We start from the raw sequence: 19,893 nt of genomic DNA, 5'->3' as shown, positions 1-19,893 counted from the left end.
GTTGTCGGTCACGCCCGGGCGGGCGGCAGCGGGGGGCCTTCACGGCCACGGCGAAGAGGGCGATCGTCGGATGGCTGCTCTACGTTCTCGCCGTCTCGACGCTCCAGTAGATCAGCTGACCGTCCATCACATCGTCGCTCTGATCGACAACGGGGTGCATGACGACTTTGACCTGGACTTCAAGAGGGACACCTTCGGCAACAGCGAGAGCGCGACGGGACCTGCCCGCCGACGTCGCCGCCTCGGCTGACATGCACCTGCACCGCTTCCCGATGCTGCCCTCGCCGTTCCCGGCCCAAGGGGTGGGTGCCGGATTTGGTCATCGACGACAGCGGGCGGAACTCAATGGTCTCCTCAAACCCGCCGGCGCCGTGGGTAGTGACAACACCCAATACATCCGTTCTTCGTCTGCTCAAGCGACGCGGAACGATACCCTGTGTGTCGGCGCTGTTGCGTAGATGGGAGGCGACCCATAGTCTGGCCTCGAAGCCGTAGGGCCGGTGGCACGACGAGCGAGGCGCAATGGGAGCACGAATAGGCACAGTGGCAAGCCTGCTTGCGACTGCATCAACGACGCTATTCACCGCCGGATTTCTTCTCGGCGGCGGTCCTCAATATTGGAAATTCGCTCTCTTTTCTGTCTCGCTTGTTTCCTTAGCGTTAGCCGTTACAAACATTCTTCGTCCTGGCGCTTTGCGCATCCGCTTCCTGCGGCCGCGGATCACTGATCCAGGCCCCAGGATTGCAGCATCCCGTGTCACCTCGTACATCCTTGAAGCGCAACTCCGACTGCTAGCCGATCTTCCGATGGCCTCGCCTGGCTCCCGCAACGCCAAGACTCACGGATCGGTGTGATCTTTCGATGGCGGGTAGTAGCGGTTCGCGACGGCTCGCGCAGCAGCGGGAGTATCTGCGAATTGACGCGAGCAAGCTGAGCCGGATCGTCGATCGAGCAGAGTTTAACCGAGTTACCAAGGCGCTGGAAAGGAGATTGCAGGATTTTGAAATGGATGGCTTCTCGGAACCTGCTGCCGTGGCTTTGGCCGAGTGTCAGACGCTCTATTTCCGCCAATTGGGCGAAGAGTCGATCTCTCTTGCTAAAGGAGACCGTCTTGACTCAGTTTCCGCAGACCATGTGCGACGTGCGACAAGCAGGCTCCGCCACGCAGCCGCTCCTCCCTGGAAAGCGGTCCTCAATATTATCGGCGGCGCTCTCTTGGGAACCGCGATCCAAGAGATTGTAGGAATTGTCAACAGTGATGGGCCGCTAGAAAAGGGCAGAGTGCTTGTTACGATGGCGTTGGTTGCGGCTGGTGTGGCGGCAGTAATTATCGCAGTGGTCGCGCCTCGTCGGACCTAGCTTCCGATCCTCTGACCTGGATGACGCTGTTTGATCGATCAGGACGATTGGTGGCGCGCTGCTCCGTCTTGAGTCATCAGGCGCTGAAGCGCCCACCAGGGGTGCCGGTTGCGGGGCAGTGTTGACAGGGCGATGGCGTCCCAGGCCGCAATACCGGGGGTGTCATCAGCGAGGTGATGGTCGGCTTGGCCGATACTGCCGGTCCACGACTCTGTGTATCTGACGACCGGGATGAGTGCGAGCCCGTCGCGGGCGACGCCCCACTGTGCGCGTGTCTCGTCGGCCAGGGTGAGGGTTGGCTTCGCACCGGCGGCGAGGAGTTCGTTCAAGATGAACAGGTAGGTCTCGGGTAGGTTCGCCGCCGCCGCCAGGTCGAGCAGGACCGTCGCAGCATACGAGGTGCTGGGCGTGGCGATTTCGATGTGCTCGAGTTCCGGCCCGAGGAAGTGCGTCGCCTCCTCAGTCGGGCTGGCACCGACGGGGGCGAGGCCGAGGCCGGTGTCGTAGGCGTCGGCGACCCAGCCAGTTGCGGCACGCAGGTAGGTCTCGACAGTCGCCGGATCCTCGACGCGTAGGGAAAGCACGGCCGGGATCATGCTCGCCGCCCAGTTGTCGGATACGGCATGCGCCGCTCCGGGCTGGTGGGTCAGCAGCGTCCTCACTGTTTGTCGTGCCCGGGCGGCTGTCGCGGCGTCAACGTCCGGTGAGATGCCCAGGAGCCCCCAGATCTCGGCCAGGCGCAGGCAGATCACCGGATAGGTGAGGTGAATGAAGCCCGGTGCTATTTCCTTCAGGAGGTCCATAGGGTTGCTGGCGGCGTCTGCGTAGCGGTCGAGGAGGCGGGTGGCGTAGGCGGCGTGCAGCAGTTTGGCCGAGCCGGCCAGTTCTGCGGATTGAGGTGCCGTTGGCTGGCAGACGGCTGCACGTAGAGCTGCGAGAGCGACGGTTGCTGCGAGGTCGGTGCGCCGATTGTCCCGCAGCCGGTTGGCCACAACTGCGGACTCGATCGCCACCTGTTGTAGCGGCCTGGTTGTCCACCGTCGAGTATACCGCTCGACGGCCTGATAGTTGATCTTTTGTTGGTCGATCTGCCCGAGGAGCTCCAGCAGGTCGCCGGGGCTGCCCGCAGCCAACCCACACTCGGGCGTGGCGGCGAGCATCGGACGTAGGGTGTCGCGGTCCCAGAGCTCGAACCCGGGCTCGCCGAGCCCCTGCACGCGGGTGTTGTAGTCCTGTGCTTGCAGTGCCGCTCCGCCGACCAACCGCCCCGTGGTCACAAGGACCGCGGCCCGGGGCAGGTTACGGTCGAAGTGAGGATGCGCGAGACCGTCCGAGCGAATCTCATCGACCTGGTACCGGATGGTCCGCCACTCGGCAAGGTTGATGTCACCAGCCTTGCTCTGCAGTGCGTACTGCCGCAGTTCGCCGTCCTCGCGGCGTTTGGCGATGAAGTCTTTGCCAAACTCGAACGCCCCGTGTAGCTGATGGACGTCGGTGAAGCCGTTGGCTTGCAGCAGCGCGAGCAGGGGAGCGTCGAACTCGCGTTCAGTGACCGTCGCGAGGTACTGATCGATGACGCCGTCGAGCATCAAACTCCTCCCGCTTCCGTTGTAAAATGTCGTCTAGACGGGCTTCCTGCGCAGCTGTCGGAGGTCCTTGCTGGACGAGTCTGGCGTAGGTCTCCGGGTTCATGACGATCATCCCGCCGTGCTCCCCGCCATCACCAAACACTAGGTCGACTCGTTCGAGTGCGTCGATGATCAGGTCCCATGACATGGGGCCGCTGACTGTGTTACCGACCGCCTCCGCTACCTCGTTGACATGCGAGTAAAAGCCTCTCATGATGGTCGCGAGCTGCCTCTGCGCTAGAAAAGCCATCTCGGACAGCAGCAGTTGTCGTTCTCCCGCGATGGCCTCGCGGACGTCGAATGAGATCCAGGACGACGCGTCAATCGGTTCTACCTGTACGGTCCGGCCTTCACCGACATCCACTGACACGGACGAGACATCGTCCAACGGCACCCGCCGAATGCGCCTGTACACCGGGTCCATTGCCCGCATCAGCGCATCGGTCCCAGTCATGAGGAACTCGTATCCGGCGACGTCATATTCAGTCAACGTCACCTCGCGCTTCCGCCCCGACTCCGCCACAGCCACACTCTAAGACCGACCTCTGACATGGCCCCCGTCAGCAGCGCGACACGACCGCCCACGGACGTCCTGGTCATCCGGGCCGTCTAACTGAGCCGTGGATGGCGATCGAGCGCGGCACAACGGTGCTCGGGAGCCCAGTTTGTAAGGCTAACCATTCCCAGGGCCAGGGGCCGGATGCGCTGGCAGCCTGACCTACCCGGCACTTCCGGGCCTTCTAAGGTCGAGAGCGAAGCAGCTAGCGGCATCCCTCAGAGCGGCTTGCGAGCCCTGTCGAGGCGCCGCGTGCGTCTAACCCGACCCCTCGGAAAGCGTGGCGGGGTCGGTGACGGCTCCGTTCGCGGCGATCGTGGCTGCTCGGTGGCTGGTGTTGGCCTGACCCAGGCACGTCTTCGTGCGTCAGATGACCGCACGGTGGGTTCACGCTTCCGCGATTGATCAAGTAGATGGTGCTGATCAACTGGCCGGCCCTGGGCTGGCCTCGGCATCAACTTGACCTGTCCGGTCGGATCTTTGTCCGGGTGGTTGTTGACCAGTGAACGTGATGCGACAGCATGTAATGGTGCTTCAGGACCCGATTAGATGGCGCAGGCTTGTTGCCGAGTACAACGAGCTTTGCCAACTGGGCGCCGGGATGACCCCAAACGCTCGTGGCCAGCGGTTCAACGGGATGATCGCCGAGCTTCTGACGGCCTATGGCCTGCGAGCGAAGTCAGACCAGCGCAGCGTCGGCGAGCTGGACGTTGTCTTCAGCTACGCGGGTAGGCGCTTCATCCTGGAAGCCAAGTGGGAGCGAGGCAAGACGGGGACCGGGCCGATCGCGAAGCTCCAACGACGCGTCGAGCAACGCATGGCAGGGGTGACCGGAGTATTCCTGGCGATCAAAGGCTTCACCGACGATGCAATAGCTGAGGTCGACAAAGGGCGGCGTCTGGATGTGCTGTTGCTGGACCAGTCCCATTGGGAGGCGATGCTTAGCGGTTTCGTGCCGCCGCAGGAACTCTTCGATCTGGCTACTGACGCCGCTTCCTTCCACGGCCGCGCCTATACGCCGATCACTGAGCTCCTGAGGCATCGGACCGAGACGCCGACAGTGACGCCTGAGCCGGTAGCGAAAGGTATGGACAGGCTCCTCCGAGTGGCCACCGTCCGCGCCGTGGGCCATACCGACGGGCGGCGCACAGGGATCGGCACCGACCGGGATGGCTCCGCGTTGATCACCCTCGAACAGGGCATCCTCGCGGTGGACCTGGTAGCTCGGCGTTCCCAATGGGTCGCACCTGTCTTCGGCTGCAGCAACGGCTCAATTGCCACCGCGGATGGTGCACTTCTCATGACCCGAGGACACGGCATTGGTCGGTGGGCGGCGGGCCAGTTGACCGTGGTGTCCAGTGGAGCAGCAAGACTGGGTGACAGCCACCTGCTGGCGAACCCGGACGGATCAACCTGGTGTCTCGACCGGGGATCGGCGGATGTCACGCCGGCCCGCCTTATCAGGCTGGGCACCCAAGTCGGAGACGAGAAGTGGCGTGAGCTGCCCCTCGCGGTGACGGCGGCAGCCTGGCTGAACAGCACGAGACTGGTCGTGTCAGACGGAACCAACCTCATTCAACTGTCATCGCAGCTCACCGTGGAACGACGCCTGCCGACACCGGCAGGAAGCGTCCTCGCACTCACTACTCTCAACGAACAGCAGGTCGTCACGCTTCTGGACGACATGTCGCTGGTGCTGTTCGACCTTCAGGCGAACGAACACAGGCCGTTGGGCTCCTTCAGCATCTCCGGGCATCCCGGTGCGCTCATGCGCCGCACCGATGAATCGCTCTACGTGATGGGGCGCCACCGCGCCAAGGGCGGCCACGTCACAGTCGCGGAGGTCGAAATCGTCGGCCAACGCCCCACCGACGGCAGAATTCCTCGCAGACCAGAGCCGGAGGTAGGCGGCAGTCGTTCCCGGGTGACACCGGTTGAGGCCGTTCGGCCTGCAAGAGGCCGGGCTAGGGCAACGGTGGGAGCGATCGCGGTGCCACCAGCGGCTCGGAAGCCCGTCGAACCTCCAGTAGCGGCGGATGCTGCTCGGCGTGCCAACCAGAGCCTGTCGACCGACGAGCGCCTCGCCGATCAACGCCGCGGCTATGCAGAGGGCATGACTGCGGCCGTGGCACTCCCCCTTTACGCCCTAGAGGGCCTCGTCGTCGCGAACTTCGAAGTTGCGAACTGGTTGAAGCCATGGCGGGACCACTGGGACCGCATCGTCTCCGGGCAAGCTGTCCACGGGGAGACACTGCCGGACTGGCTACCATCGATCGCCCAACTCCTCGGCGCTCACGCCGCACCCCCTCGCGTAGCTCATGCACAGCTCACGCCCTCAGTGCCCTATGCCATCGGCTTCGCTGACGGGTTAAGGGCCGCCTGGCAAGACGCTGTCCGCAGCCGGCTCGTCCCTGGGGATCGAGAGACGCTCAGCCAATGGGTTCGCACCCCACCGTCGCAGCCCGGACTACCGCCAGCCCTGCACACCATCGCCGACCTGCAAACCGCCGCGAAGCGGGCCCGCAGGTCGCGGACTTGGAAGTGGATCGGGCGCGGCCTTCTGTGGCTGCTGACGTTTCTGTTCGGAGTAAGCGAAATCGCCGCCATCGCCATCACCGTGACCGGGCAATGGGTGCCCAACACCGCGGCGAATGCGGTGATCGGCAACGCCTGCTTCGGCATCCCCTTCGCAGGCCTCCTCTGGTTCGCCGTATGGGACCTGCGGCGGCTGGTCAACGGCGGCCAGCCTCCGCGTAGGAGCCCTGCGCCGCCCCAAACCAGTCACGAAGACCGACCACTGCCCGAAGCCCAAGCTGCGAGCACCTCAACCGAGCCACTGGCCGAGCCGCCTCGCGAGGATGTAGACCGGATACTCTCCCGCGCCGACCGAGGCAACCCACCCGGGGAGTATGCGGCCTTCGCCGCGAGCAGCGGTATGTATTGGACGATCGTCGGAATCAATACACTTCTGATCATCTTGCTGGCGATCATCATCCCCACGACGGACATCCCGCTCGTCGCCAAGGCCCTCATAGGCCTGTTCGCCGCGTTCCTGGTCCTTGCCACCGTCGGATTTGCCAATATGGCCAGGAACCCCACCAAATTGGAGATCGGTAGGAACGGAATCCAGGTCTACAGCCGCAGCGGGACCTATTGGTTCCCCTGGCAGGTCCTAAATCGCGTCGAGGTAATGCGCCTTGAGGGAGGCACCCGCCACCTCGTGGGATGGTGCACCAACCCGGAGCTGTTCCCGGACTCCGACAGCTTTGGCGGGGGGCCACGCTTCCTGCCGGAGCTGAAGGCCGTCGCCATCTGCCCGCTCAACATCCTGCATACCCGCCGCCACCTTGTTGCCCGCGCCCTGCAGACCTACGGGGGCAGCTGCTATCGCAGTCCCAGCAACTCCTAACCCCCTCGGCTCAAAGGACCGACTCAGCGCGCCGAAAGTTGCTGTTCGAGCGTGGTGTGGAGGTGAATCACGCTGAGGTCTCGCTGGGCATGGCCTTCCGCGTGGTCGGCGTTTGGTGGAAGGAACCTCCTTGTCGCGGCGGCGTCCCGACGCGCCGAGACGAGCACGTCGATGACTTGACCGTCAACGTGATCGTCATCCCGGGCACTGAGTTGGTTGAGCCCGAGTTCGTCTCACCGACCGCCGACGAATTGCCGGCGGGTCCACACAGCGTTGCCGGGTAGGCGCCGACGGCCCGACCGGCGGTCACCTGCCTGTCTCCTACGCCAAGTGGGCGAAGTCCTCATGAGCCCGTCTGCCATCGACCCACCCAGGTGGGAGCGGACTGCCGCCCCCGGCCCGCCGTATCAAGCGAACCTTGACGCACGTTGGGTCGCTTGCGGGTCGGGCGCTGATCTGGTCGGCTTGCGCGAGCCAGCGCCGACGGCGTGCCACAGCGACGACGATCCGCGCGTGCATCGGGTGACGGTGCGACTGTCCGAGGCGCAGATGGCGGAGGTCAAGGCGAATGGGGCGGCGAGCCGTCCGCGACCGATTTGTCGATCCCAATGCCACGCCCGCAGAGAGAGCACATTCTCGCCGCCTTGCACCGGCTCGCGCACCGAACGTCGTCGCGCACAGGCTGACTGCCTACACCCACTCCCGGCGAGCCTCCACTGTCTGGCCCGTTGCCATCAACCGCCACGATGGGAGGCCCGACCGAGGAGAACCCTGCTGATGAGAGCGCGACGTCCGGTGCGGAAACCGCGGGCACGGCGGCAGGCGAAGTCGATCAGTTGGACGGACAAAGCCCAGGCTCTATCGTCCTTGCTCGCGTTGACGGTGGCGATGCCCGCTTTGGTCGTGGCCACCGTGACCTACCGGGACCAGCAGGAAATCAACCGGGCGCAGTTGGAATCGACTCAGCTGGAGCGCCAGCGTTATGAGCAACGTTATGCCTCACGAGTGGTGGTATGGGCGAACGAGGACCTTTCGGGCGGCCCGGACACGTCTGTCACGGTGAAGGTGCAAAACCGATCTCGCGTTCCAATACGAGAGGTAAGTATCCGAATTCTCGATCTGGGTCGCGCACTCGTCGATCCCGACCGGGAGACGTCCTACCGGTTGAATGGGGACATTCCGCCGTGCTCACTGCTAACTTTCCAACTGGCGGATTCCACCAGGGGAGTGGTCAGCGCCGCTAAGTCCTCGGTCTCGTTATCGTTCTCCGACACCGTCGGCGATTGGCACCTCGGACACGACGGCCTCGTACAAGGCTCGGGCTGGAGGTTCAACCCGGGTCGGGCAGTCGAGATGGACGAGCAACGTCAGACGGCCGAAGACTGCGGGGAAGGCGGTTGAAACGGTGGAGAGGGGTTGGCCTGCGTGAGCACATCGTCTGCTCAGACAGAGCGCATTGGCGTTGCCACCGTTGATCTCGTATTCAGCAGTCGGGGCTGGGCGTTTCGGCCGCAGGAGCTAGCCGACCACGGGATCGACGCTCACGCGGAAGTCGATGGGCTCACGGCCCCAACAGGGCGGTTCATCGCCATCCAGATCAAATGCGGACCTTCGTACTTCGATCGAAAAACGAAGGACGGCTGGAGATTTTCGGCGACATACCGACTGCTCAATTACTGGCTCGACTACCAATTGCCGGTAGTCCTCATCCTCGTCGATCCGGACACTCAGCTCGGGTACTGGGTCCAGGTCACTGCCGCTGCCGTCCGCTACACGAATCGCGGCTGGTCGATTCAAGTTCCGTCATCGAACGTTCTCGACGCGCGGTCGGATGACATTCTGCGCGGCATCGCCCTTGCCGCCCCGCCGGCCAACCTGGACCCGGTCGAGGAAGCCCTACCGCTGTTGCCGCCATCGGTCGTGGAGATGCTGATCGCCCTTCGTCCTGTCGACCCCGACGGGGCTCGGCGCCTTGCCAAACTTCTGAGCGAGGGCCGCCAGCAACCGCGGTCGATGGTCGAGGCCCTGATTAACGGGAGCCGGGCATGGCCGATCAGCCCGCCACAACTGGCAACGATCGGGGCCTACGCCAACGAACACGGCCACAAGGACCTGGCGTTGGCGGCGTTCGCCCTGGCGGCTGGCCGCGACCCGGACAACCAACCGAGGTTCAGCGGCATCGCGGCGATCATGGCGATTGCCGCCGGTGACAAAGTTCGAGCGGCGGACTTTCTTCGGCCATTGCGGGCACGCGAGCAAGCCGAGACCGACCTGCTCACGGATGTCGCGGTCTGCGCCTTCAACGCCGACGAGTCGGGCAGAGACGACGTCCTCACGGCCCTCCTGCACGACCGGCCCGACGAACAACTCGACGCGGAACCGACCTGCCTGCTGTTCCTCGCCGACCGCGCTTTCAGCCGCGGCAACCTTGACCAGGCCCTGGCCCTTTACGAACGCGTCTGCGGCCGTCATCCCACCAGCCTCGGTGGCAGGCTGGGTAGGGCCCAGGTGCTCATCGAACGCATCCTCGACGGATCCTCGGTGCTACCGTCCCGCGACCAGCACGAGGCAGTCGCGCTCGCCACAGCGGTAAGAGACGACATACGACGCTGGGCCGGACCGAGCGAGACCGCGCACCGCCTTCTCGTGCAAGAGCGCCTGATCGCGGGCGCCTTCATGGAAGCCATCGCTCTGGCCACGCCTGTCCCGTTCGGCGGCCAAGCGAATGACCGAGAAGCTATGGACCCGATCGTCGCCGTTGTGGGCGCCCAGGCGAGCATCGCCCTGAACGACCGCGCCCGCGCAGCCCGCTTCGCCGACGCCATGCGCAACACCGCAGCCGAGCCGCTGATCCGCGCCCTCGCCGCCGACCCGGGCCAACCTCGAGCAACGACCGACGCAATGTGGCGTAGGGCGCTCGAGCACGCAGATACCACCCTCGCAGCCAGGATCAGCCTCAACCACCTCGCATCAGCAGGCGCACTCAACGCCGACGACCTCGATCGAGTGGCTACTTTGGCGAACCTCGACGCCGACGACCGCGCCATCTTCACCGCCCGCAACGCCGCCGCCACCGGTGACCTCGACGCGGCCGTCACGACACTCCAGTCCCAGCGCTCACCAGCGGCCGGCGAAGTGCTCATCGAGCTTCTTCGAGAAGCAGGCCGATACGACGAAGCGCTGGCCGCATGCGTCGACGTATGGGCGACATACGCAGCAGTGAAGGCATTGATCGAGAAGGTCAACATCCTGGCGCTCTCGGGAAACCTCGACGCCGCCGACGCCAGCACGGCTGAACTACTCGCCACCGGCGAACTCGCAGTGGAGCAACGACGGCAGCTGCACGGCCGGATCATCCAGCGAAGAATCGAGCAGGCCGACTGGACCGGCGCGGAAATGTGCTGCCGAACCGCGCTGAAGGATGAACCCCACAACCCCGACTACGGGTGGGGCCTGATCACCGCGCAGCTCAACCAGGACCGGTGGGACGACGCCTGGGTCTCATACCGTCAACTCCGTCCCGAGGTCACTGACCCGGCAACCGTCCCCGCGTGGGCCGATCTGCATCTGCGTTTCGGCATCACACCGGAGACACTGGCAATCGCTACGACACTGATCAGCCGTTTTGAACAGAGCGAGCCGGCTACCCTCGCCCATCTCACCAGGGTTGTCAACGCGCCCACGATGGCCGGCACTTCAGCAGCCGTACCCGCTCCACCGAGAGCGGGCGTCACCGACGGCTAGCGCGGCTATCCGGTAACACCCTCCGCGAGGTCGCCCCCCGCCCCCCGCGTCGGCGAACCCGACGTCACCGACGCCAGCATCCACGGCGCCCTACCCGATGCCGAACAACACCGCCGAGCAGTCCACCCCACAGCCCACTGAACAGGTCGAGCGTGGAACGGTCCGGCCAGGGCGGGTGGAATCCGGAGTCGGTGGAGTACGCGGTCAACCGGGGCATGGCCCGGGAGTCGGCCGAGGAGTCAACCATCCGCAGTTCGCCGCCAGCGACTACGACAACCTTGTCGGGGCCGAACGGGAGGCGTGAACGCTCGGGCTACTGCAACCCGTGTCGGCGGCGGTGTCGCCTGAGAGCCACCCAGCAGCCGACGACCGCAGTGCCAGCAAGGAGAAGGGCCAGGGCCCACACATTGAAGCCCACGAGATTGGCCAGATAGTTGAGGGCGATAAAGGCCACGCTGCTGGTCGGGACGGCGATGATCGCAAGCCTGGCCAGCGCGTTGCCGGGGGTCGCCGGGCTATTCACTGCGGCCAGTCTTCGCCGAACGGCAAACTTGATCGCGGCGGCCGTCCTGGGTGCCGCCTTCCCCGCAGCGCCGATGCTGAACTGGATGGCCGTGGCGAGCTTGAACAGCTTGCCGGGCCGTTCGTTGACGATCGCGGTCCACTCTTCGGCGTACCCGGCAGCGATCTCAGGATCGGTGGCCCAGCGATAGGCCGCCCATCGGACCAGGCGACGGGCCGCCCACGGTGAGAGGTCGGTCATCTCGTTGACGGCCAGTCCGAAGACTAAGCTGGCGATGATCTCGACGTGGTTCACGCCTCGCACCAGCCGAAGGCCAGCCGGGCGCGCACCGTCTGTTCGGGTTTCGGCTGCCGTGCCGCGATCAGATCGCGGGCGCTGGTCGCACCGTGCGGGGTGAGGCGGTAGTAGCGGCGGCGGGGCTTGCCCGGTTCGGTGTTGGCGTCGTCCTCCCACCGGGAAGTCACCCACTTCGACTCGGCGAGCCGTTCGAGGATTTTGTAGATCGTGGGGCCTGACTTCCCGGTCGTCCTCATGATCGCCCAGCCGTGCAGCTCATTGTCGTCTGCGTCGAGGAGGGCGTTGAGGACAGCCAGGAGCGGGCCGGTGATGCGCACAGGTCCATCCGACATGGCCCTAACGTTACTAGGTGAAATAAGTGCGCGGCGGTTGCCGTCCAAGGGCTGAGACAAGGTCGGTCGGCGCTTGGACTTTCCCGCAGGTGCTCGGCGCGGCTCGATCTCTGCCGCTGGTCGACCTAGTGTCCGTCCCGGTGATCATCGGAGCACCGGCTAGTCGGGCCATGCCCATTGCGATCCCGGGCCACCGAGCCCTCAAGCGAGACCGTGCGCCCGACCAGCACCACACGCCCCTTCGCCGAACTGGACGATGATGAAGCACTACGCGGGCCTGGACTGGGGCGAGAGCCACCACGACATGGCCGTGGTCGACGACAATGGTCAGCTCATCGGCCACCTCCGTCATCGACTGCACGAGCTGTTCCATGCCCGCGCGCTCCGCCAGCCCGCCGAAGTCCAAGCCGCAATGCGGCACCACGCCACCGACCTGCTCACTCAACTCGACGCCACGATCGCCTCCGCGCAAGCCCTCTGGACCCACATCGACACGCTGACAGAGCAACACCCGCACATTGCGATCTACCGCAGCTTCCCCGGCATGGGCCCGCTGCTAGACGAGTAAGTCCTAACGACCTCGGGGTGTGGGCATAGACGAAGGGTGTTGAAGATCCGTTTGTGACGACAGACCTCAACACCCTTCTGACCGCACTGTACGTGAAGATCGATGACTGGCTCGGGCGTCCTCGCCGGACGGGTAGGCCACCGAAGCTCTCCGACGCGGAGTTGCTGACCCTGGCCGTCGCGCAGGCGCTGCTCGGGTGCGTTCCGAGGCCCGTTGGCTTCGGTTCGTCCCCGGGCATCTGCCCGGGGCGTTCCCGTATCTGCCTGGACAGTCCGGTTACAACAAGCGGTTGAGGGCGGCGTTGCCGCTGCTCAAGCGTGCCATTCGGGCGGTCGCCGAGGACACCGACCTGTGGTCTGACACGACCTGGGTGGTTGATTCCACACCGGTGGAATGCGGCCGGTCCAGGCCGACGGTGAAACGCTCTGACCTGGCGGGGTGGGCCGGGTACGGCTACTGCGCCTCGCACTCGAGGTTCTTCTGGGGACTGCGGCTGCATCTGATCTGCACCCCGTCAGGTCTGCCCATCGCGTGGGCGCTCGCCACCCCGAAGGTCGACGAACGTCAGGTCCTGACGGCTGTGCTTGACCACGACCCCGACCTCATCGCCGAGCGTCCAGGCCTGCTGATCGTCGCGGACAAGGGATACGTGTCCGCGGAACTGGACCGGTGGCTGGCAGAGCGTGGGGTGCGATTGCTCAGACCGTCATACCGCAACCGCGTCCCACGCCCCGATGAGCACGTGCTCAAACCGATCCGGCAGCTCATCGAGTCCGTCAACGACACGTTGAAGGGCCAACTCGACCTCGAACTGCACGGCGGACGCAGCATCGAAGGCGTCGCGGCACGCGTCGCGCAACGCCTGCTCGCGATGACCGCCGCGATCTGGCACAACCGGATCACCGGCCAACCCGTGACCAGGTCCCTGATCGCCTACGACCACTGACCCGACTTCGGACTTACTCGTCTAGCCGCCCGACTGCTCGCCGAACTGGGCGACGACCCACACGGATTCCCCACCTCACGCAACCTGCGAGCGTTCTGCGCGGCAACGCCGATCACCTGGGCCAGCGGCACCTTCTACAAGGTCAGCCACCGCCGCAAGGCCAACCCAATCCTGGCCGAAACAGGCCACCTCTGGGCCTTCGCCGCGCTAACCAAATCTCCGGGTGCCAGCGCGTTCTATGACCGCCGCCGGCTGCGTCGATCAACAACAGCAGTCGAACCGCGTCTTGCCAGAGGCTGGCGTGCCGGAACATCACCTGAGTCACGTGTGAAGCCAACCGGACCACCACAGTGCGTGCCTAGACCCGTCGCGAGGCGTAAGGCGACTTCTGGCCGAGGCGGTCGATCTACGATCCGATCGATCGGGCACCTACCACTGGCTGGCTAACGACGACCAACGCCGCGGTAGATCCGTGGCTGCTCGGTGGCTGCTCGGGCGACGGGGGACGGGCGTGGATTTACCGGGACGGAGCCGGATTTCATCAGCTATCGCGAGCCCTCGCGCTAATCGATGGCCAGCGATGGTAGTCGCACGCAGCGCCCGGACCAGCAAGGACGGGGCTGGACGGGGTTGGGCTAGGGAGGTTGCGGACCGACTCGATTTGGCGTAGAGTGCTCTTTGGGTGATACTAATATCTACTTCGGACTACGGATCAGAAGGTTAGGGGTTCGAGTCCCTTCGGGCGCACAGAGTTTGAGCAGTTAAACAGCCCCCTGATCATCGACAATCGTCGACCAGGGGGCTGTTTTGTGTGCGCCCGCCTGCCGCTCGCGGGCTTCGTGTACCGCACGGGACGGCGCTATCGGGCGGCGACATCACCGCCATGCTCAGTGCGCCTACGCGTCTCCACGGCGAGCATGAGCAGGTCGGGAAGCCAGGGCTGATCGGTGAGCAGCAACATGGCGGCCTCGGGGACCGGCACCGCGCGGACCTCGACGATCTGTTCCGCGTCCTCCGGCATCGTCGGCGCCTGGACGATCGCGGCGTCCGCGACGCACCACAGCCACGCCTTCTCCGGGTGCGGCTGATGCGGCCGGTACGGCAGCGGACGGTCGGTGACGCAGTGGTGCGCGCCCACCACGGTCAGCGGGCTGGTGAGGACCGCGCCCGCCTCCTCCAGCAGCTCCCGCCCGACGCAGTCCGCGACGCTCTCACCGGGTTCGCGCGTGCCCCCGGGCAGGAACCACACGTCGCGGTCGTCGCGGCACAGGATGACCTGGTCGCCGCTGAACCCGACGACGTGCACGTTGGTGACCAGCGCGTCCGCCGGCGCTTCGGTGGTGAACTGGGCGTCGAGGCCACCCCATTCCCACCGCTGTGGGGCGAACAGCCGGGGGTACGCGGCGGCGAGGCCGGAATCGGTAGGCACTGGCGGGACTCCATTCCTGCCGGGGCGGGTCAGCGGCTCGGAGCGTCGGGCCGCCGGGGCCGCCCGGTGTTCGGCGTACCGCCGGAGATCCGCCCCGGAGCGTTGCTGCCGGACGGCCGTGCCCGCTGGGCAGGCACCTGAGGCACCGTGCCGCCCGCCGCGGGTGCGATGCCCTGCAGCCACGGCTGGCCCTTCTCGGCGCGGCGGTGCGGGGCGTCGATCTCCCCGCGCGGCGGGCCGACGTCAGGACCCCGCTGGGTCACGTTCCGGAACTGTTCGATGAAGTTCTTTTTGTCGTCCATCGAGGTGACCTCGTCGAACTTCGTCCAGAACTGGGTCCGGGTGTCCTCGGGAAGACGTGCCTCGTGCATGAGGTCGTCCAGGCGGCGGACGAGGCGGTGGTCGTCGCGGTGGACGAAGCTGTCCAGTATCCGGTTCAGTCCCGGTTCCACATCGTCACTGCGGTTGATCCAGGAACGCACCTGCATGGTGAACTGCTCACGCACCGCCGCGCTGTCGAGCGGGGTGCCGTTCCTGACGTCAACCGCGCTGTCGTGGACGGCGAGCAACGCCGCGACCTTGCTGGCTTCCCGTACGGCGGGAATGCGGTAGGGCTCGGCGATCAGCACGGGATTGCATCCCCACGTCCGGTCCGGGGTGTCGATCAGACGTGTCTGGTCGGGCGCATCGTCCTTGATTCGTTTCGGACTACTCAGCGGGCCCTGCAACGCGTTCTCGATGACACGGATCGCCGGAATGCTGGCGAAGGTGAGAGCGGAATCGTCCGGGAGCGCTTTCAGGCCTCCGCCGATGCCACCCTCGAGGTGCAGGGCATATCCCTTCTTGCTCCCGGGATGCGGATCACCTTCGATGCCCTTGTAGAACATGTACCGGCCGGTGAACTCGGTCTTGGGATAGACCGCGGCGCACAGTTCCTGAATCGTCCCCTTCAGACAACTGTCGACGAAGGTGACGCTGCTGCCTTCCCTGCCCACCGGAATGCCGTTGCCCCGCAGGTACCTGGTGAGTCGCTGGTAGGCGCCGTCGATGTCCCGGTCGTCGACCGACTTGGAGATCTCCCGGTACGGCTGGAGCTGTGGGTACTCGGCCCCGCTGTTCTTCTCCTTGTCCTGGACCGCGGCCTCGGCGAGTGCCCGGGAGAGCACCACGTTGTGGCAGTGCGCGTCGAAGAAGTCGGGGTCCATCGCACGAACTGCCACGCCGAGGCTGAAGCCGTCCCGTCCCACGAAGACGACCCGCGTGTTCGGGTCGGCGTCGACGGAGGCCCGCAGGTCATCGAGCATCTCCGCGGCGATGGAGGTGACATAGGGCCCGTGGTGCTCACGGAAGACGGCGTACGCCTCCGCGACCGCCGAACGGTCGCTCGCCGACTCCAGCCCGTACGCCTCGTAGATCGCGTCGAGGCCGGAGAAGTCCTCGGTGGCCGACACCTGTCACTCCCCTCGGTCGGGCCGCGACGCCGTTGACGACGGCTCGACGACCCGGGTGAGCCAGCGGACCAGCGGGTCGTACTCCTCGACGGTCCCCCACCACAGGCGCACCCCGTCGTGGCCGCGCTGGAAGACGCCCTCGCCGTCGACCTCGGTGCCCGCCTGATCCACGTCGACGAAGGGCAACATCACGGCGGCGCTCAGGGCGACGGAGTCGCTGAGCACGGCTGCCGCATCCGACCTGTCGACAGTGTCGTCCAGCGCCTCGGCCAGCGCCATGGCCTGGCGGCGGCTGCCGTCGATGGACGGCCCGGCGTCTCCCGGCCCGGTGAGCACCAGGTCGAGCGCGGCGAGCCGCCTCTCCCGCACCGCGTTCAGCACCGTACGAGCGGCCGTGGCGCTCGCCGGCACTCCGCTGCCCGCAGCCTGCGTGACACGCAACCGGCCGGCGAGATCCGGATCGTGCTGGATCAGCTGCGCAAGGCGGAGAGGCTCTCCGAAGCTGACCCAGCGGATCGGCTGCCCGCTGTCGCCGCAGGCGGACCGGACGACTGACGACACGTCGGGGGGCCGGTTCACGACAGTGACCTCGGCGCGGCCAGCAGCGTCCAGGAGGCGACGTGCCGCCGACCGGGCCGGCTCGTCGGCCACCAGCACCAGGGCGAGCTGCGGAACGGCACGCGCGGCGGCCGCCACCGCGAGGACGGTGCCCGGCCCCCAGGCGGAGGCGGCGTCGATGACGAGCGGGGTTTCGCTCAGGTTCTCCGGCCAGTCACCGCCTTGCCCGAGCTGCCTGCTGCTCTCCGCCAGAGCGGTGCCGGGGAACAGCTCGCCGACCGTGCTCAGAGCTTCGTAGTCCTGCCGGGCCTCGTCGATGGCCCCGCCCTCGTGCCTCGGACTTTCCGATGTCATCGCCTGCCCCTTGATGGCTGTGGTGACGTTTGTGGACGCACCGCCGGTGTCGACTGGTGCGGCTGCTGCTGCCGGCGCGCGACGGGCCTGGGCAGGTAGGCGACGGCGGCGGGCCGGCGCTCCTGCATCTCCGCCACGGACCTGGCCACTCCCGCGACCCGCTCGAACAGAGCGTCCGGACCGTCGCGTAGCAGCTGATCGTACGGGACCCGTTCGGCGCGACCGCCGTGACCGAAGGCGACGGTCAGGTCACTGGAGGTGTCGTCGCGGTCCGCGCGGACGGAGACCTGCACGAGCGGGCCGGGCGATCCGATCAGGACCGAGCGGTGGGTGCGTTGGATGTCCGGGCTGATGCCGAGGTCGGCCACTGCGGAATCGACAAGCAGCTGGATCCGCCGGCCGGCGTCGCGGTCGGCCGGGTCCTCGAGAACGAGACGGTACGAGTCCTGGGCGTGCGCCACGCCACCACGCTCGGGGTGGGTGGCCCGCAGGGCCGCCCGGTCGGCCCAGACCATCGCTGCCGCGCCGTCGCCGCGAAGGAACCGGCGGAAGGACTGGCGAACGAACTCGTCGGTGGGGCGTACCCCGCGGGGCTCACCGCTGTGCTCGGCCGTGACCGCTGTCGCGCAGCGGTCCCACAGCGAGACGGTGAGGTCCCTCCGGTCGAGGCCGGCCGCCTCGCCGGGCAGGGCGTTGCAGGTGCGCGCGAACCATTCCGCCCGTTCCCGCGACACCGGATGGGCAGCCAGGTGCGGCGTACGCTCCAGAAGGTCCGCGCCGGTGAGGACTCCGGGACCGCAGGCGCTTCGGGCCCATGAGCGCACCTGATCGAGGTGGTCGGGGAGCAACCCGACCGTCGGGTCGATCGGCACGAGCAGCGTGGGTACGCCCGTGTCGAGGACACGCGCCTCGGCCCACCGCCGGTCGGGGTCCGTGAAGAAGTCGTCCAGCCAGGCGAACGGCATGCCGTCCGCCTCGGCCAGCACGCTCGCGGCCTTCCAGTTCACGCCGAACGGCACCGGGCCGGCCAGAGCCCGGTCGATGACCAGGACGGGCAGCGGGTCAGCCAGGCCGACCACGGGCGCGACGTAGGCGTTCGCGGCATCGTTCCAGGTCGTCGCCCAGCGCAGATCGACAAGTCCCTCACGGTCGAGGGCGTTCAGCATGACGCCGTGCTCGCGGTTGAGCTGCACCTGGTGGCCGTCCAGGTCGTGGGGTGTGAAGCCACGGTCGGCATGGTCCCCGGTGGGATTGAGGACCCCGTCGATGTCGAGCAACAGCCACGGCTTCACCGTGTCGCGGCCAGCGGCTCCTGTCTCGCTCACCGGCCGCGTCCCGGCCGGAAGGCCTCCTGCCATCCCTGCGGCCGGCGGGGCGCCACGGCCGGCGGACGAGCCTGCTGGTGAGCGACCTGCAACGCGGCAGTCGCGGCGGCGGTGGTGCTGCGCGTGGGTGGCGCCAGGGTCCGGATGTTCTCGACAACCCCCTCGGCGGCGTGCCGCCAGGTGTGGTTCTGCCCGAGGTGCTCACGCAGGTCGGTGGCCCGACGCCGGGCCTCCGGCAGATCCTTCAGGACGGCCTCGGCGTGGTCGGCCCACACGGTGGGCAGTGTCGCCTCCGAGCTTCCCCGCGTGTTCACCACCGACGGTGCGCCCAGAGCCGCAGGCACCTCCTTCGGGTCGCCGAGGAACATCCCGACTCCGGTGTGGTTCCCGACCAGGACAGGCACACCGTGCCCGGCGGCCTCCAGTGGGGCCAGGCCGAAGTCCTCGTGCCGTGCCGCGTGGATCACCATGTCCGCCCCACGGAGTTCGGCGGCCATGACGCTCGGGTCGGAGGTGTAACCCCGGACCCGGACCGGGAAGCCGGCGATGTCGGACAGCACGCGTTCCTGCTCGGCGACGTCGGACTTGTGCGCCCCCAGCATCGTCAGCCGTACGTCCATGCCGCGCTTGTGCAGTTCGCCCACCGCGGCCGCGGCGATGTCGGCCCCCTTGAGGCGGTCGTCGGTACGCGTGAAGACCAGCAGGTTCAGCCGGGTCTGCTCGGGGTCGTACCGGGGTGGCGTCTCCAGGATCACCCCGGGCGTCATCTGCACCACCGGGGGCGGCTTCTCACACATCCGGGCCAGGCGGCGGCCCTCGTCGGTCAGCAGCGGGCCCACCCCGACCACCAGGTCGGCCCGGGACACCAGGGCGCGTTCGGTCTCGGTGTGCTGGTTCGACTCCAACGGTTCGCCGCGGCCGCGGTCCATCTCGTCCGCCGTCACGTGGACGAAGTGCACCACCTTCGCGTGCGGGTAGAAGTTGTCGCGCAGGTAGGAGGCGGCCCCACCGGAGAACCGGCCGTGGCCCATGATGACGTCGACGTCCGCCGGCAGCCGGTCCGCCCGGAGCAACTGAGCCCGCGTGTCGGACACCCCGGGGACCGGGTCGAGCACCTGGATGTCGACCAGGGGATGCGACGGCGAGGGGACACTCACCCGGGTGGTCACCCGGTGCCCGAGCTCCGCGAGCGCTATGGAGATCTCCCGGTTGACGGCGATCGGGCCGCCGCCGATCCACTTGTCGCACAGCGTGAGCACGTTCAACGGCCGGGTCTGCGCCTCCGCCCGGGCCGGCGGCAATGGCACTGTCATCTCTGCTGCCCTCTTCTGGTGTCTGCGGATACCTGGTCGGCGGTCAGGGCACCGAAACCGTCCGGCGCGCGACCGCGCCGGGTCCATGTCGCCGAGGCGT

At 66.7% G+C, this 19,893-nt stretch carries 15 protein-coding genes and 2 pseudogenes; 8 read left to right on the top strand and 9 right to left on the bottom strand.

Annotation, left to right across the window (positions count from 1 at the left end; all coding sequences use genetic code 11):
* The first annotated feature begins 862 nt into the window (after nucleotides 1–862).
* Complete coding sequence (locus AB0B39_RS27620; RefSeq protein ID WP_357491928.1) at nucleotides 863–1,360, top strand: hypothetical protein; 498 nt, start codon at nucleotides 863–865, stop codon at nucleotides 1,358–1,360.
* A 38-nt stretch (nucleotides 1,361–1,398) separates the two neighbouring features.
* Here AB0B39_RS27620 and AB0B39_RS27615 read toward each other — a convergent pair whose 3' ends face one another.
* A complete protein-coding gene (locus AB0B39_RS27615; RefSeq protein ID WP_357491930.1) occupies nucleotides 1,399–2,949 on the bottom strand; it encodes a hypothetical protein in 1,551 nt (516 codons plus the stop codon).
* Nucleotides 2,906–3,511 (bottom strand): hypothetical protein, encoded by a 606-nt coding sequence (locus AB0B39_RS27610; RefSeq protein WP_357491932.1) that lies wholly within the window; start codon nucleotides 3,509–3,511, stop codon nucleotides 2,906–2,908. Before AB0B39_RS27610 ends, AB0B39_RS27615 begins: the two co-directional genes overlap by 44 nt.
* A 562-nt stretch (nucleotides 3,512–4,073) precedes the next feature.
* On the opposite strand from AB0B39_RS27610, the gene AB0B39_RS27605 reads away from it, so the two are divergent.
* From AB0B39_RS27605 to AB0B39_RS27590, 4 genes are all read left to right on the top strand, one after another.
* On the top strand, nucleotides 4,074–6,953 hold the full coding sequence (locus tag AB0B39_RS27605) for a restriction endonuclease (protein ID WP_357491934.1): 2,880 nt from the start codon (nucleotides 4,074–4,076) through the stop codon (nucleotides 6,951–6,953).
* 62 nt (nucleotides 6,954–7,015) lie between these two features.
* Nucleotides 7,016–7,237, top strand: coding sequence for a hypothetical protein (locus tag AB0B39_RS27600; protein ID WP_357491936.1), 222 nt, complete (start codon nucleotides 7,016–7,018; stop codon nucleotides 7,235–7,237).
* Nucleotides 7,238–7,856: 619 nt separating this feature from the next.
* Complete coding sequence (locus AB0B39_RS27595) at nucleotides 7,857–8,354, top strand: hypothetical protein (RefSeq protein ID WP_357491938.1); 498 nt, start codon at nucleotides 7,857–7,859, stop codon at nucleotides 8,352–8,354.
* A 24-nt stretch (nucleotides 8,355–8,378) separates the two neighbouring features.
* On the top strand, nucleotides 8,379–10,697 hold the full coding sequence (locus AB0B39_RS27590) for a DUF4365 domain-containing protein (RefSeq protein WP_357491940.1): 2,319 nt from the start codon (nucleotides 8,379–8,381) through the stop codon (nucleotides 10,695–10,697).
* A 313-nt stretch (nucleotides 10,698–11,010) separates the two neighbouring features.
* Here AB0B39_RS27590 and AB0B39_RS27585 read toward each other — a convergent pair whose 3' ends face one another.
* Both AB0B39_RS27585 and AB0B39_RS27580 read right to left on the bottom strand, forming a co-directional pair.
* Nucleotides 11,011–11,514: a hypothetical protein gene (locus tag AB0B39_RS27585; RefSeq protein ID WP_357491942.1), complete on the bottom strand. Its 504-nt coding sequence runs from the start codon at nucleotides 11,512–11,514 to the stop codon at nucleotides 11,011–11,013.
* Nucleotides 11,511–11,849 carry a PadR family transcriptional regulator gene (locus AB0B39_RS27580; RefSeq protein ID WP_357491944.1) on the bottom strand — a complete coding sequence of 113 codons (339 nt, stop codon included), beginning with the start codon at nucleotides 11,847–11,849 and terminating at the stop codon, nucleotides 11,511–11,513. The genes AB0B39_RS27585 and AB0B39_RS27580 overlap by 4 nt, the downstream gene beginning before the upstream one ends.
* A 256-nt stretch (nucleotides 11,850–12,105) precedes the next feature.
* Between AB0B39_RS27580 and AB0B39_RS27575 the strand changes: the two genes are divergently transcribed.
* The 3 genes and pseudogenes from AB0B39_RS27575 to AB0B39_RS27565 form a co-directional block, all read left to right on the top strand.
* Entirely contained in the window at nucleotides 12,106–12,417 is a 312-nt protein-coding gene (locus AB0B39_RS27575; RefSeq protein ID WP_357491946.1) for a hypothetical protein, read from the top strand.
* 53 nt (nucleotides 12,418–12,470) lie between these two features.
* A pseudogene (locus tag AB0B39_RS27570) lies at nucleotides 12,471–13,363 on the top strand (IS982 family transposase).
* A 30-nt stretch (nucleotides 13,364–13,393) separates the two neighbouring features.
* Nucleotides 13,394–13,810: pseudogene (locus AB0B39_RS27565) on the top strand (transposase); the annotation flags it as partial.
* A gap of 412 nt (nucleotides 13,811–14,222) precedes the next feature.
* Here the strand turns inward: AB0B39_RS27565 and AB0B39_RS27560 are convergent.
* Genes AB0B39_RS27560 through AB0B39_RS27540 form a run of 5 tightly spaced genes read right to left on the bottom strand, consistent with a single transcriptional unit; the run spans nucleotide 14,223 to nucleotide 19,793 of the window.
* A complete protein-coding gene (locus AB0B39_RS27560) occupies nucleotides 14,223–14,792 on the bottom strand; it encodes an NUDIX domain-containing protein (protein WP_357491948.1) in 570 nt (189 codons plus the stop codon).
* A 29-nt stretch (nucleotides 14,793–14,821) separates the two neighbouring features.
* The gene (locus tag AB0B39_RS27555; RefSeq protein WP_357575776.1) at nucleotides 14,822–16,243 is read right to left on the bottom strand and encodes a hypothetical protein; all 1,422 of its coding nucleotides are present in this window, start codon (nucleotides 16,241–16,243) and stop codon (nucleotides 14,822–14,824) included.
* A 3-nt stretch (nucleotides 16,244–16,246) separates the two neighbouring features.
* Complete coding sequence (locus AB0B39_RS27550) at nucleotides 16,247–17,155, bottom strand: hypothetical protein (RefSeq protein ID WP_357491951.1); 909 nt, start codon at nucleotides 17,153–17,155, stop codon at nucleotides 16,247–16,249.
* Nucleotides 17,152–18,480: a hypothetical protein gene (locus tag AB0B39_RS27545; RefSeq protein WP_357575775.1), complete on the bottom strand. Its 1,329-nt coding sequence runs from the start codon at nucleotides 18,478–18,480 to the stop codon at nucleotides 17,152–17,154. Before AB0B39_RS27545 ends, AB0B39_RS27550 begins: the two co-directional genes overlap by 4 nt.
* On the bottom strand, nucleotides 18,477–19,793 hold the full coding sequence (locus AB0B39_RS27540) for a glycosyltransferase family 4 protein (RefSeq protein ID WP_357491956.1): 1,317 nt from the start codon (nucleotides 19,791–19,793) through the stop codon (nucleotides 18,477–18,479). The genes AB0B39_RS27545 and AB0B39_RS27540 overlap by 4 nt, the downstream gene beginning before the upstream one ends.
* Between the last annotated feature and the right edge of the window lie 100 nt (nucleotides 19,794–19,893).

The organism is Micromonospora sp. NPDC049114, assembly GCF_040648635.1.
Lineage (GTDB): Bacteria > Actinomycetota > Actinomycetes > Mycobacteriales > Micromonosporaceae > Micromonospora.
This window is presented reverse-complemented; position numbering and strand designations above follow the sequence as displayed.

Bases quoted from the DNA above. Each gene is read 5' to 3' on its own strand.
- AB0B39_RS27620 (WP_357491928.1), top strand. From the start codon at position 863: ATGGCGGGTAGTAGCGGTTCGCGACGGCTCGCGCAGCAGCGGGAGTAT.
- AB0B39_RS27615 (WP_357491930.1), bottom strand. From the start codon at position 2,949: ATGCTCGACGGCGTCATCGATCAGTACCTCGCGACGGTCACTGAACGC.
- AB0B39_RS27580 (WP_357491944.1), bottom strand. From the start codon at position 11,849: ATGTCGGATGGACCTGTGCGCATCACCGGCCCGCTCCTGGCTGTCCTC.
- AB0B39_RS27575 (WP_357491946.1), top strand. From the start codon at position 12,106: ATGATGAAGCACTACGCGGGCCTGGACTGGGGCGAGAGCCACCACGAC.
- AB0B39_RS27550 (WP_357491951.1), bottom strand. From the start codon at position 17,155: ATGACATCGGAAAGTCCGAGGCACGAGGGCGGGGCCATCGACGAGGCC.
- AB0B39_RS27540 (WP_357491956.1), bottom strand. From the start codon at position 19,793: ATGACAGTGCCATTGCCGCCGGCCCGGGCGGAGGCGCAGACCCGGCCG.